This is a genomic window from Vibrio sp. 1CM8B (genome assembly GCF_023161685.1).
Taxonomy (GTDB): Bacteria; Pseudomonadota; Gammaproteobacteria; order Enterobacterales; family Vibrionaceae; genus Vibrio; species Vibrio coralliirubri.
This window is the reverse complement of the sequence record NZ_JALNTU010000008.1, coordinates 180,544-193,567: the sequence shown is the minus strand read 5'-3', so window position 1 is coordinate 193,567 and position 13,024 is coordinate 180,544. Positions and strand designations below refer to the sequence as shown.

At 46.3% G+C, this 13,024-nt stretch carries 12 protein-coding genes; 8 read left to right on the top strand and 4 right to left on the bottom strand.

Features of this window, described 5'->3' with window-relative positions:
- Nucleotides 1-64: 64 nt before the first annotated feature.
- Nucleotides 65-529, bottom strand: a complete 465-nt coding sequence (asnC, locus tag MSG36_RS16720) for a transcriptional regulator AsnC (RefSeq protein ID WP_008218581.1) — start codon at nt 527-529, stop codon at nt 65-67.
- Nucleotides 530-655: 126 nt separating this feature from the next.
- Between asnC and MSG36_RS16715 the strand changes: the two genes are divergently transcribed.
- From MSG36_RS16715 to MSG36_RS16705, 3 genes are all read left to right on the top strand, one after another.
- Entirely contained in the window at nt 656-3,778 is a 3,123-nt protein-coding gene (locus MSG36_RS16715) for an EAL domain-containing protein (RefSeq protein ID WP_248368894.1), read from the top strand.
- A gap of 112 nt (nt 3,779-3,890) precedes the next feature.
- Nucleotides 3,891-4,670 (top strand): class I SAM-dependent methyltransferase, encoded by a 780-nt coding sequence (locus MSG36_RS16710; protein WP_061033086.1) that lies wholly within the window; start codon nt 3,891-3,893, stop codon nt 4,668-4,670.
- Nucleotides 4,671-4,811: 141 nt separating this feature from the next.
- A complete protein-coding gene (locus MSG36_RS16705; protein WP_248368879.1) occupies nt 4,812-5,402 on the top strand; it encodes a hypothetical protein in 591 nt (196 codons plus the stop codon).
- 111 nt (nt 5,403-5,513) lie between these two features.
- Here MSG36_RS16705 and MSG36_RS16700 read toward each other — a convergent pair whose 3' ends face one another.
- Complete coding sequence (locus MSG36_RS16700; RefSeq protein ID WP_017060148.1) at nt 5,514-6,392, bottom strand: carboxylate/amino acid/amine transporter; 879 nt, start codon at nt 6,390-6,392, stop codon at nt 5,514-5,516.
- A 52-nt stretch (nt 6,393-6,444) separates the two neighbouring features.
- On the bottom strand, nt 6,445-6,879 hold the full coding sequence (gene uspA, locus MSG36_RS16695; RefSeq protein ID WP_017060149.1) for a universal stress protein UspA: 435 nt from the start codon (nt 6,877-6,879) through the stop codon (nt 6,445-6,447).
- A gap of 189 nt (nt 6,880-7,068) precedes the next feature.
- Between uspA and ftnA the strand changes: the two genes are divergently transcribed.
- The 3 genes from ftnA (at nt 7,069) to MSG36_RS16680 (ending at nt 9,431) form a co-directional block, all read left to right on the top strand.
- Nucleotides 7,069-7,596, top strand: coding sequence for a non-heme ferritin (gene ftnA, locus MSG36_RS16690; RefSeq protein WP_017066029.1), 528 nt, complete (start codon nt 7,069-7,071; stop codon nt 7,594-7,596).
- Nucleotides 7,597-7,664: 68 nt separating this feature from the next.
- Nucleotides 7,665-7,988: a universal stress protein UspB gene (gene uspB / locus MSG36_RS16685; protein WP_009848060.1), complete on the top strand. Its 324-nt coding sequence runs from the start codon at nt 7,665-7,667 to the stop codon at nt 7,986-7,988.
- A gap of 249 nt (nt 7,989-8,237) precedes the next feature.
- Nucleotides 8,238-9,431 (top strand): NAD(P)/FAD-dependent oxidoreductase, encoded by a 1,194-nt coding sequence (locus MSG36_RS16680; RefSeq protein WP_248368877.1) that lies wholly within the window; start codon nt 8,238-8,240, stop codon nt 9,429-9,431.
- A gap of 162 nt (nt 9,432-9,593) precedes the next feature.
- Here the strand turns inward: MSG36_RS16680 and MSG36_RS16675 are convergent, their stop codons facing one another.
- Complete coding sequence (locus tag MSG36_RS16675; protein ID WP_048607574.1) at nt 9,594-10,487, bottom strand: DMT family transporter; 894 nt, start codon at nt 10,485-10,487, stop codon at nt 9,594-9,596.
- Between the two features lie 138 nt (nt 10,488-10,625).
- On the opposite strand from MSG36_RS16675, the gene rmuC reads away from it, so the two are divergent.
- Together rmuC and ubiE are read left to right on the top strand one after the other, a co-directional pair.
- Nucleotides 10,626-12,158, top strand: a complete 1,533-nt coding sequence (gene rmuC / locus MSG36_RS16670; RefSeq protein WP_048612430.1) for a DNA recombination protein RmuC — start codon at nt 10,626-10,628, stop codon at nt 12,156-12,158.
- Between the two features lie 65 nt (nt 12,159-12,223).
- The gene (gene ubiE, locus MSG36_RS16665; protein ID WP_026012235.1) at nt 12,224-13,003 is read left to right on the top strand and encodes a bifunctional demethylmenaquinone methyltransferase/2-methoxy-6-polyprenyl-1,4-benzoquinol methylase UbiE; all 780 of its coding nucleotides are present in this window, start codon (nt 12,224-12,226) and stop codon (nt 13,001-13,003) included.
- Nucleotides 13,004-13,024 lie beyond the last annotated feature (21 nt).

Sequence of the window (13,024 nt, the reverse complement as noted above, 5' to 3'; positions counted from 1 at the left end):
AAAGAGCCTCTAGTTAGAGGCTCTTTTTTTGTCTGTGCGTTATGCCAAACAAGGCGAATGAATGTTATGGATTCACATTGCGGTTGATAGGGTTCTGCAATGAAATCAGTGTCTCTGTCGACTGAACCTCATCGATCGCTTGCAGCTTATCAATCAATACAAACTGCAGCTCTTCTATCGACTTACACATCAGCTTTACAAAGATATTGTAAGCACCAGTGGTGTAGTACGCCTCAACCACTTCGTCTAAAGCATTCAGCTTAGCGATCGCCGAGTGGTAATCTTTGGCAGCATTAAGGTTGATACCAATAAAGCAACACACGTCGTAACCCAGCTTTTTGGTGTTTACCACCACTTCCGTTCGCTCAATAATGTCTGCCGATCTCATCTTTTCGATGCGAACGTGAATCGTCGCAGGGCTGACATCGAACTGCTTTGCCATTTCAGCATAAGGAGTTCGTGCATCTTCCATCAAGGTTTTGAGAATGGCACGGTCTAGATCATCTAGACGAGCTGTGGTTGTGGACATGCATAATCCTTAGGTTGAATGAAAAACATACCGGCTTGAGTACACATCATAGCCAAGGGTGATAATATTAGCAGTAACTATAGGGTTAGGGTGAATTCAGTGCGATTTTCGTTATTTTTTATTGTGATGTGTTGGAGTGTTTTTGCTTCAGCTCAGACAAAAGATGTGTTGGTTATTCACTCTTATCATCAAGGCTTTTTCTGGACAGATGATTTCCATAAAGGACTATCCGATGAGCTCGATCGTGATGGGCTGTCGTATCGTGTCGTTTATCTTGATAGCAAACGCTCTCAAAATCCTGAATACCTTGAGCGTGTCTACCAGCTTTATCACACCAAGTTGATGCATGAAGAATTCGCTGCAGTTGTGGTGAGTGATAACAACGCGCTCAATCTAATGAAGCGTCTCGCGCCCGATCTCAAAGGTACGCCCGTCATCTTTGGCGGCATCAACAATTTCTCCCCTCAAATGATTGAAGGCTTAAATGCGACCGGTATTACCGAAGACATAGATTTGGTTGGCAACATCGAGCTGATCAAGCGCCTTCAAGCGACCGTAAAGAAAATCTACATTGTTACCGACCATTCAGTTACGGGTGAGGCCATTCGTTCTCAAATCGATCTGTTCATCAAAACCCATCCCGATTTTTCTGACCTCGTTGAGCACTATGTGCCGGACTCCTACCAAGAGTTAATGGCCTTTTCTCAGCGTGCTGACCTAGGCAAGAGCTTGTTGTTTTGGGCGTACTACCGCGATGCACAAGGTCGAGTGAGTAGCGATGAAGATTGGCGACAACTGAATATCAAGACCCAAATGCCACTGTACATGGTGCACGATCTAGGACTAGGTTTTGGTGCGATTGGTGGTGTGATTCAAAGCGGTGAAACGCAAGGTCGAGATACAGGACGCGTGCTGCTGAGTGTGCTGAACAATCCTAAGGCTCCATTGCCATTGGTGGTTGCTGGCGCGCCAGAAATCAAACTCGATTATCAACAGATCTCACGTTGGGATTTGGGTGCAGAGAATGAAGCCTCAGTAACCTTCCTCAATAAGCCGAAGTCATTTCTAGTGCGCTACCGCGATGAAATTCGCACCATAGGTTTGCTGTTTTTGGTGATGTCGTGTGTCATCGCGACTTTGGTGTATTACCTCAATCGCCTTAAAAAAAGTGAACGTGCCAGCCGAAAAAGTCAGCTGCTGCTTGAGTCGATATTCGACCAAAGCCTGCAGTTCATGGGGATCATTGATAAGGGTGGCGTGCTGCTGTCGAGTAACAGCAAGTTACATGAGCTGCTTTATAATCAAGGCTATAAACTTGGAACGCCTTTGCAACAACACCAACATTGGGAAAGTTCTGCGCGAGAAGTGCTAGCCGACTATTTCATCACAAAAAGTGAGCACCCAGCGTTACGATTTGAAGCCGAAGTGTGGTGTCGAGATCGCGGTGCGATGGTGTTGGATATTTCATTGAAGCCGATGCCGGGCAGTGAAGACGAAGACATTCAGTTTCTCTTTGAGGCACGCGACGTGACCTCACGTAAGCTTGCTGAGAATAAGCTGTTCCAACGTGAAGCAAACTTGAAGCTGTATTACGACAAACAGCCGGTGATGATGATTACGCTCGATGGCAATAATCGCATTCAACAAGTGAACCAGTTTGCCGAACAGCTTTTGGGATACCCACTCGATCAGTTGTTGGGCCATCGCCCTAGAGAATTCTATGTTGATGAGAACGCGATGATTCCTCGCCACATCTTGCTGCAACCACAGCATAAGATTCGTGGTGTGTGGCGTCGTGATATCGAATATCGTCATGCCGACGGCAGCAAGATCTGGATTCGTGAAAATATCCGCCCGTTGGTCGAGTCTGATCAGCTGTTGATTGTGGGGGAAGACATCACCGAGACGCACGAGCTTTCTGAAAAGCTAGAGTATCAGGCTCGCTATGACTTATTGACAGACACCTTTAACCGCAACCACTTTGAGCAAGAGCTGCAAAAAGCGCTGAAAGAGGTTGAGAGTCACATGCGAACTCACGCGATGTTGTTCTTAGACTTGGATCAGTTGAAGGTCTTGAACGACACCGCAGGACATGAAGCGGGTGATGCTGCGATCTTGTTTAGCGCCAAACTTCTAGAAGACGTACTGCCTTACAATGCGGTGTTAGCACGAATGGGTGGTGATGAGTTTGCAGTATTAATGAAAGACTGTACTGAGCGAGACGCGGTTAATGTGTGTCGCAGTATTATCTCGATGATGAGCGAGAATCCATTCTTGTGGGATGATATTCGACTCAACCTGACGTGCTCTATCGGTATTCGATTGATTGACCATACTGCGGCTTCACCGCAGATGGTGCACGCTCAGGCGGATGCAGCTTGTCATGCCGCTAAAGAAGAAGGTCGCAATCGCTATCATCTTTACCATCAAGATGATGAAGACCTGCGTCGTCGTCATCTAGAGATGGAGTGCGTCAACCTCGTGCATGAGGCCTTGGCTAATGATCGCTTAGAGCTGTTTGCTCAGCGAATTCTTGGCCTAGATGAAGACAGCGATAAAATGCACTTTGAAATCTTGGTGCGCATCAAGAACATCCAAGGGGAATACATCTCCCCGGGGATCTTCATGCCAGCCTCAGAGCGTTATAACATCGCGCATTTGATTGATCGCCAAGTCGTCAGTCAAACCTTGGGTTGGTTGGAGCAACGCCCTGAGGTTATTGAGGAACTAGGGATGTGTTCAATCAACCTTTCCGGTCACTCGATGGGTAACCGTGAGTTTGTCGAGTTCTTAATAGATAGCTTGAGCGATTCATCGATACCGTGTCATAAGATTTGTTTAGAGATCACTGAAACAGCGGCCATGAGTAACATGAAGCAGGCGATCAAATTCTTCACTCGCATTAAAGAGCTTGGCTGCATGATTGCATTGGATGATTTTGGCTCAGGGCTATCGTCATTTGGCTATCTGAAAAAACTGCCCGTCGATATTGTGAAGATCGATGGCCTGTTTGTGCGTGATATTGATGTGAATGAGATGGACCATGTGATGGTTCGCTCGATCAATGATCTCGCTAAGCAGATGGGCAAGAACACCGTGGCTGAGTTCGTTGAAAATACCCAGATCATCGACAAGCTGATCGAGTTGGGTGTGAACTACGCACAGGGCTACATCATAGGCCGACCTAAACCACTCGCAGAGCTCGTTAAAGAGTTAAGACAAGAACGAGAGACAGAGACATTGGTTTAGGTGAGCTGACTTTAGCCGGGAATACTTTTCACCGCTAATATGTATTGTTGAGGCAATCAGGTAAACTGGCTGCCTCTTTTGTTTTGAATACTACTGTCTGTTGGAGACGACCTTGCAACTACAACTGATTTGCGAAGATGCTACCCAAATCGATCATCTGAATGACTTAGCGACCCGTTGGAATTTATCTCACGATGAAAACAGCGAATTTGCTTTGGTGCTGACTAGCGAGCGACTTGAGCTGCGCAAAGTAGACGAGCCCAAGTTAGGCGCTATCTTCGTTGATTTAGTTGGTGGCGCGGTTGGTCATCGACGTAAGTTTGGTGGTGGCAAAGGTCAAGCTATCGCCAAGGCGGCAGGTTTAAATAAAGGGGCTACGCCAACCATTCTTGATGGCACGGCAGGCCTAGGGCGCGATGCATTTGTACTGGCTTCTCTCGGTTGTAAGGTGCAGATGGTCGAGCGTCACCCTGTTGTTGCAGCGCTGCTTGATGATGGATTACAGCGTGCGCAGCAAGACCCTGATATCGGTGGCTGGGTTAGCGAACGTATGAAATTGATTCACGCTTCAAGCCACGATGCGCTGGATAAACTTAGTGACGATCCTAACTTTGAGCAACCGGATGTGGTGTATCTAGATCCAATGTACCCACACCCAGAGAACAAAAAGAAATCGGCTCTAGTCAAAAAAGAGATGCGCGTATTCCAATCTTTGGTCGGTGCAGACTTAGATGCTGATGCTCTATTGGCACCTGCGATGAAGCTCGCATCAAAGCGAGTTGTGGTCAAAAGACCCGATTACGCAGCTTGGTTAGACGAGCAAAAACCGAGCATGGCGATCGAAACCAAAAAGAACCGTTTTGACGTCTATGTGAAAGCATCAATGACTTAATCGATGCATCAATAACTTAGATACACGCTAAGAAAATTTCCCGTCATAAATACGATAAATTGCCATTTAACACTTGCGATAGTCGCGTTACGGATGTATATCTAACTAAGAATCATTATTATTCTTAGCTGGAGTTGTAGCATGGCTAAACGCTTTTGTAAGTTAAACCGTCGAGATATCACTGAACATTTGGGCGAGATCCACAGTTTGGTGACTGAACCTAAGTTCGTGTGTCGTTCTTGCGCGCGTTCTTCGGCGGATCAAGCGAATCTATGCAAACCCACCGCAATTCCACCTCTTGGTTGTCAAAACAAACCCGTTGAAGAGAAAGTCGCATGCGGACTGCTAGCGGAAACATTACTTGCACCAGAACTGTCGCTTGCGGAAATCAGCGAGACAATTGAGCCGAGCGTACAAATGTTCGATCCAGCCGCTGCTGATATTGCCCCTGAGCTTGCAAAAAAAGAAGCCGCACAGAAAAAAGCCAAGCTGAAAAAACTGATGGCGAAGGCGAGCGGTGATGAGAAAGCTGAACTCAAACAAGCGAAGAAAGCAGCTAAGAAACAAGAGAAGTACAACAAAAAGCTCGCGAAGATGATTAAGAAGCAGCAAAAGCTGTTTAAGAAAAGCCAGAAACTGGAAAGTGACCTTGAACGCATCAACCTACAACTTGATGATGTTGCCTTCACTGAAACCAAGACTCAGGTAGTGAGCCATAATCACATCCACTGAAATTGATTTGAATGGTTTATTGCTACAGCGATGATTTAAAAAGAGCGACCTTAGGTCGCTCTTTTGCTTTTTTTGGTATCTGAGCTAACTCATGCAGCTCATTTCAATCCCTTAGGCATTGCTTGCAGATCTTGCTACGCGCTTCTTTACCCACGTCTCATTGACGAATAAAGAGAATAAGATAACGGCGCCACCAATAGACAAGCGAACCAAATCGACATCTCTGTTCCAAATCAGGATATTCACCACTAGGCCCGCAGGAACCAAGGCATTGTTCATCACTGCCAGCGCGCCAGCATTCACCATGCACGCGCCTTTATTCCACATAAAGTAACCCAGCCCCGAAGCAATCAAGCCAAGGTAGATCAGGATTCCCCATTGAAGTGTGGTGGTGGGCAGTTTCTCTGGATTGCCCAGTAGCATGAAAGCCACTGACGCGACACATAGCGCTCCTAAGTAGAAGTAACCAAATACGGTTCGCTGAGGTAACTCGGTTGATTCCTTCTCCATCACCACCTTGTAGCCCACCTGACCTATAGCAAAGCACAGGTTCGCGCCTTGCACGACGAGGAAGCCAACTAAAAAGTTTTCGTTGATGCCTGCGAATTTAATGAATACCGCGCCCAATACCGCAATTGCCGCCGTCACTAGGTACCACGGAGAGAATTGCCCTTTGAGAAAGTCATAAATCAGCGTGACGTAAATTGGCGTGAAAACGGTAAACAAAAGGACTTCAGGAACGGATAGCAGTAAGAAAGATTGATAGTAGAAGCAGTACATCAGGCCAAGCTGGATACCACCAATTGCCATCAATTTAGCGATCAGCTTACGCGATACGCCGCGAAACTTTAGGAAAGGAAGAAATACGACGCCAGCAAGGGCAACACGCATCAGAACAGAGAACCAAGAATCAACCTGACCCGCAAGGTAAACGCCGATCAGGCTAAAGGAGAAGGCCCATAGGAGGGTAACACCAGCTAAATAGCTCATAGTAAAACTTCGTCAATAAGATATGAGCTGTATGTTACCTAACCTTAAATCATTAGTCTTCTGAATCTCTTAGAGGCACGACCAGCATATCAACCGGAGAGGCGTTGATCAGTTGGCGTGTTGAAGAGAGCAGCTTGCTCCAAAAGTCTTGATGGTGACCGCAAACCACGAGATCAACATTGAACTCGTTGATGGTGTCACACAGCTCATGACTCAAATCACCACTGCCTACTAGGGTATGGGTGATCGGGTATTGGGCGTGCTCCGCAAAATTTTGCAGCTGAATACGAGACGCTTCCATCGCGTTGTGCTGGGTCTCGGCCATGTTGATATCAATCAGGCCAGTGTAGAGCTCCGCGTAGTTAATATCGATATGGATAAAAGAGACTTTGGCTTCCAATGGCTTTGCCAATGCTACCGCTTTATCCACAATTAATTTGCTGTCTTCTGATAAATCGACTGCGACCAAAATATGTTTGTAACTCATATCGCTACCTCCTTTATTCATTGTCTGTTTAAAGATTAGCACTATGCGGTGGCTTTTTTTGCTGAAGTGATCTCATATCCACTGTCTTGCGTAATGACAGCTCGAAATATTGGTTAACTAATGGCCTGCGAGATATTCATTAAATAGTGATATAGTAGAGAAAATTGAGGATGTAATTAGGAGTCTTAAATGCTGTCAAAAACTATGGTTGAGCAACTGAATGATCAAATTAACCTAGAATTTTTCTCATCCAATCTATACTTACAAATGAGTGCTTGGTGTGAAGACAAAGGATTTGAAGGTGCAGCAGAGTTTCTGCGTGTTCATGCAGTAGAAGAAATGGAACATATGCAGCGTCTTTTCACTTACGTAAGCGAAACAGGTGCAATGCCAATTCTAGGTGCGATTGAAGCACCAAAACACGAATTCGAAAGCCTTGGCGCAGTGTTCCGTGAAACTTATGAACATGAGCAGATGATTACTGAAAAGATCAACAAACTGGCTCACGTTGCTTTCAGCACACAAGACTACTCAACCTTCAACTTCCTGCAATGGTACGTTGCAGAGCAACATGAAGAAGAGAAGTTGTTTAAAGGTGTATTGGATAAGCTAGAACTTGTTGGTGAAGACGGTAAAGCACTGTTCTTTATTGATAAAGACCTAGCGCAATTGGCAAAAGATGGTTCATCTTCAATTATGGAAGCTCCTGCCGTTTAGGTAGTACGAGAAAGACACTGATTATCTTTTTCTTTTGAGTTTTCTTATGAAGATGTAGGGAGGAAAGGATGATCAGCGGCGACACTATTCTATTTGCACTAATGGTTGTGACTTGCGTGAACTGGGCGCGTTATTTTACTGCGCTAAGAACGCTCATTTATATTATGCGAGAAGCGCATCCTCTACTTTATCAACAAGTAGACGGAGGCGGTTTTTTCACAACCCATGGCAATATGACCAAACAGGTTCGCCTGTTCAGTTACATCAAAAGCAAAGAGTATCACCATCATCATGACGAAGTTTTTACTTCGAAGTGCGATCGTGTAAGACAGTTATTCATACTCTCTTCCGCTCTGCTAGGTGTAACCTTACTGTCTTCTTTCATCGTCTAAGTTTTTAGTACGTGTGAAGTAGAGCTTAGGTTTTGGTGTGAAGTTTCGGTTGTTGGTTCGCTAAGCCAAATAGTGGTTTTGCTGCTGTCTGCAAATTGTACAATTGAACATCAATTGCAAAGTTTAAAATTGCCGCTAAAATAGCGAGCAATTAGTAAGGATGTGCTGTTTATGCGCATCCTTTTTTATTGATGGCATTTCGAGAACAGGGTGTACTCGGGCTGCAAAAGTGAAGAAAAGCAGAACCACATGAGTGAAAAATTTGATGTAATCGTAATTGGTGCGGGCGCCGCAGGCTTAATGTGTGCTGCGGAAGCTGGTAAACGCGGCCGACGAGTGCTGGTGGTTGATCATGCAAAGAAACCAGGCAGAAAAATTTTAATCTCAGGTGGCGGTCGTTGTAACTTCACTAACTATGATGTTTCAGCCAACAACTTCCTGTGTAACAACCCTCACTTCGTGAAGTCAGCTTTATCTCAGTACACCAACTGGGATTTTATCTCGATGGTGAGCAAGTACGGTATTGAGTTCGAAGAGCGCGATCACGGCCAGTTGTTCTGTGTGAATGACCATACCGCAAAAGACATCGTGAGCATGCTGCTTGACGAGTGTAAGCAGGCGAAAGTCGAACAACGCTACCGTTGTGATGTTCACTCTATCGAAAAGACTGATTCTGGCTTCAAGATGCACCTCAACACTGACGAAGTTGAGTGTGACTCACTCGTTGTGGCAACAGGTGGTTTGTCGATGCCTAAGCTAGGCGCAACGCCATTTGGCTACAAGATTGCCGAGCAATTTGGTTTGTCTGTGATGCCAACTACCGCAGGCTTAGTGCCATTCACTCTGCATAAAGAAGATAAAGAAGCTTTCGCAGAGCTTTCTGGTATCGCAATTCCTGCTGAGATCACCGCGCAAGACGGAACCTTGTTCAAGGAAGCGTTGCTGTTTACTCACCGCGGCCTATCGGGTCCTTCAGTACTGCAAATTTCTTCGTTCTGGAAAGCGGGTCAGTCGGTTTCGATTAATCTAGTACCAGAAGTCGATGTAGCTGAGCTGCTGGCTAACTCTCGTGAGAAGCACCCAAATCAGAGCCTGAAAAACACCTTGGCAAAAGCACTGCCGAAGCGTTTTGTGGAGGTGTTGATTGATCGTAAAGAGCTGGAAGACAAGCCGCTCAAGCAGTTCAATGAAAAACAGCTGAATGACATCGTAGAGCATCTAGAAAACTGGAAAATCGCGCCAAACGGCACCGAAGGCTACCGAACGGCCGAAGTGACTCTAGGCGGCGTGGACACCAATCACCTATCTTCAAAAACCATGGAATGTAAGAGTGTCTCTGGCCTCTATTTCGTTGGTGAAGTGATGGATGTAACGGGCTGGCTTGGTGGTTATAATTTCCAATGGTGTTGGAGTTCTGGCTTTGCAGCAGGTCAGTGGGTTTAAGTGTTTAGGAACAATAAGCTTTTAGCTTACTCACTAGATTTTAAATTATATAAAAATGGCGAGTCATACGACTCGCCATTTTTGTATCTAACATTGTGTTCTAGCTCTAGATTCGACTTTATCGATAGCTTTTCGTGCTCAATCGAATCTTTTAGCGCTTATTTACGCAGCTTTGTTTTTTGAAAACTTGATCTGTTGAATCACCAAGCCAGCAATGATCAGTACCAAGCCAAACAGTGTCGCCGGGTGAATCTCTTCGCCAATGATGGTTGAAAGTAGCATCAGTGAGATAAATGGCGAGGCAAAAATTAGGTTGCTGATACGCGCCGTATTGTTGGTTAGCTTGAGTGCTGATAGCCACAATACAAAGGTAATGCCCATCTCGAACAGACCAACGTAAGTCACAGCCATCCAACCTTTCGCTGTGATTTGGCTAAAGCTCTCACCTTCGTAAAGGGTTAAACCGATCGCGAATGGCAATGCCACTAAGAAACCAAGCAGTACGCCAACCACTGGGTCAGCCTTGTTTTTGGTGTTGAGAATCCAATATCCTGCCCAAAGTAGAGTAGAAAGCAGCGCCAGTGCCACACCGAGCGGGCTATCGAACTGCATGCCTAATACATCGCCTTTGGTGGCAATAACTACCACACCCGCATAGCTGAAGGTACACGCAATCCAATCTTGCTTGCGAATCTTTTGCCCCAGAAAAACCGCCGCCATTAAGGTTAGTGTGATAGCCCAGCTGTAGTTGATGGCTTGAGCTTGAGAAGCGGGCAGCAGGTCGTAGGCTTTGAATAGAATCAGGTAATAGGCCAATGGGTTAACCAAGCCGAGCAGTAGGTAATACCAAGGGTTTGAAAGGAACGTTGTACTCAGCTGAGAAAGCTTGCCTTGAAAAGCGCAGACTGCGATCAGCGCAATCGACGACACAATGCTAGCGATGGTCAGCATTTGAATAGGTGAAAACTCAGCAAGGGTCAGCTTAAAAGCAGTAGCGACCGTTGACCACAGCAGTACTGCGGAAAGGCCAAAGCCCAAGGCACGACGTTCGTTCATGGCAACTCATTCTAATTTGATGGGACAGAATACGGAGCGCCTAGTCTATCTGTCGAATTTTAATACGGCAAACTGGACATTTATCCAGTATCAAAATACCATTTAATGAGTTATTTCCAATTAGGCTAAATCATTATCATGCAATGGATTATCGAACATCAAGCAACGCTTATTGCTGCAATTTCTGGCGCGCTCGTCAGCGGCGGTGTCGTGGGTTGGTGGATTAAACAGAAGCTCTCTTTTCAGCAGCGATTGCTCGAGCAGCAGCTAGAGTCCGATCGTTTGTTGCATGAATCTCAGCAAGCTCAGCTCAAATCATCACTCGCAGAGGCGCAACAAGAACTCAATGAGTTAGATGATGACCGAGACAAAGCGGCATTCGAGCTCAAGCAGGCGCACGGTAAGGTGATGGCTGCAATGGAAAAACTGCGCTACTTTGAGGCGGTAAAGCAAGAGCGCCAGCAGTACGCTGATGAGATCAATGTACTTAAGGATCATAAGTCTGAATTAGAAGCCGAGTTGCGAGAACAAGAAGCAAGGCATGATCAAGAAAACCTCGCCAATAGCGAAAAGCTGCAGTTGCTAGAACAAGCCGAATCTCGACTGAAGCAGCAGTTTGAACTGTTAGCGAATCAACTGTTTGAAACCAAAACCGCCAAGGTCGACCAGCAGAACAAGCAGAGCCTAGAAGGTTTGTTGTCTCCACTAAGAGAGCAGTTGGAAGGCTTTAAGAAGCAGGTTAACGATAGCTTCAGCCAAGAAGCCAAAGAGCGCCATACCTTAGTACATGAACTTAAAAACCTGCAACGTCTTAATGAGAGTATGACACGTGAAGCGGTGAACCTGACTCAAGCGCTCAAGGGTGACAATAAACAACAAGGTAACTGGGGCGAGGTGGTACTGGCACGGGTGCTTGCTGAATCAGGGCTGCGCGAAGGCCACGAATACCAAACGCAAGTGAACCTGCAAAACGATGCGGGCAAGCGTTATCAACCGGATGTGATTGTGCATCTGCCACAAGATAAGCAAGTGGTGGTCGATTCGAAAATGGCGTTGGTGGCATTTGAACGCTACTTCAATGCCGAAACCGACCAGCAGCGTGATGCTGCATTGCGCGATCACTTGGTGTCATTGCGAGCGCACATCAAAGGCTTGAGCCAGAAAGATTATCATCAGCTCAAGGGCATACAGAGCCTAGATTATGTGTTGATGTTTATCCCGGTTGAGCCAGCATTCCAAGTGGCGATTCAGGCGGATCCTAGCTTGGTGAAAGATGCGATGGAGCAAAACATCATCTTGGTCAGCCCAACCACTCTGCTGGTGGCACTGCGTACCATTGATAACCTGTGGCGCAACGACAGACAGAACCAAAACGCACAAGTTATCGCGGAGCGTGCGAGCAAGCTTTACGACAAGCTGCGCCTGTTTGTTGATGATATGGAAGGCCTTGGCAGCTCACTTGATAGAGCCAACCAAAGTTATCAAGGGGCGATGAATAAGCTAGTGACGGGGCGGGGTAACGTGATTCGTCAGGCCGAAAGCTTCAAGCAATTGGGTGTTGAAGTGAAGAAGCCGATCTCGATTGGTTTGGCTGAAATGGCGCAAAATGAGGCTTTTTCAGAAAATGCCTCCTTAGTAGAAAGACAACCTGCTGAGGATAAAGTAAACTAATCGGCCGCAGCGCCTCTAAATACAAAGAGCGCTGTCGATGAGAACTTACCATGGTAGATAACAGCATTATGGACACAAGCGTGCAGACAAATTCAGCAGTAGAGTCAGAAACCACACACTTTGGTTTCGAAACAGTCGCAAAAGACGAAAAAGTCGCGAAAGTAGCAGAGGTTTTTCACTCTGTAGCCGCTAAATACGACATCATGAATGACTTAATGTCGGGTGGTGTTCACCGTTTGTGGAAGCGATTCACGATTGATTGCAGTGGCGTTCGCCCGGGTCAACGTATCCTAGACCTTGGTGGTGGTACCGGTGACCTGACTGCGAAGTTCTCGCGTATCGTTGGTGAAAAAGGCCACGTGGTTCTTGCTGATATCAACAACTCAATGCTGAATGTTGGCCGTGATAAGCTGCGTGATAGCGGTATTGTTGGCAACGTACATTACGTTCAAGCAAACGCTGAAGAGCTGCCTTTCCCTGACAACTACTTCGATTGCATTACCATCAGCTTCTGTCTGCGTAATGTTACCGACAAAGACCAAGCGCTACGTTCAATGTACCGTGTGCTTAAGCCGGGTGGTCGTTTGTTGGTTCTTGAGTTTTCTAAGCCAGTACTTGAGCCGCTATCAAAGGTTTACGATGCCTACTCTTTCCACCTGTTGCCAAAAATGGGTGAGCTGATCGCTAACGATGCGGACAGCTATCGTTACCTTGCAGAATCTATCCGCATGCACCCTAACCAAGAAACCTTGGAAGGCATGATGCAGGAAGCGGGTTTCGAGAATACTAAATACTTCAACCTAACGGGCGGCATTGTTGCGCTGCACCGCGGTTACAAGTTCTAGTCGAACTTGGTAGCAGGCTCT

Coding starts and splice junctions, on each gene's coding strand:
- MSG36_RS16715 (WP_248368894.1), top strand. CDS start 656: ATGTGTTGGAGTGTTTTTGCTTCAGCTCAGACAAAAGATGTGTTGGTT.
- rmuC (WP_048612430.1), top strand. CDS start 10,626: ATGCAATGGATTATCGAACATCAAGCAACGCTTATTGCTGCAATTTCT.
- ftnA (WP_017066029.1), top strand. CDS start 7,069: ATGCTGTCAAAAACTATGGTTGAGCAACTGAATGATCAAATTAACCTA.
- MSG36_RS16700 (WP_017060148.1), bottom strand. CDS start 6,392: ATGAGCTATTTAGCTGGTGTTACCCTCCTATGGGCCTTCTCCTTTAGC.
- MSG36_RS16705 (WP_248368879.1), top strand. CDS start 4,812: ATGGCTAAACGCTTTTGTAAGTTAAACCGTCGAGATATCACTGAACAT.
- uspA (WP_017060149.1), bottom strand. CDS start 6,879: ATGAGTTACAAACATATTTTGGTCGCAGTCGATTTATCAGAAGACAGC.
- MSG36_RS16675 (WP_048607574.1), bottom strand. CDS start 10,487: ATGAACGAACGTCGTGCCTTGGGCTTTGGCCTTTCCGCAGTACTGCTG.
- asnC (WP_008218581.1), bottom strand. CDS start 529: ATGTCCACAACCACAGCTCGTCTAGATGATCTAGACCGTGCCATTCTC.
- MSG36_RS16680 (WP_248368877.1), top strand. CDS start 8,238: ATGAGTGAAAAATTTGATGTAATCGTAATTGGTGCGGGCGCCGCAGGC.
- uspB (WP_009848060.1), top strand. CDS start 7,665: ATGATCAGCGGCGACACTATTCTATTTGCACTAATGGTTGTGACTTGC.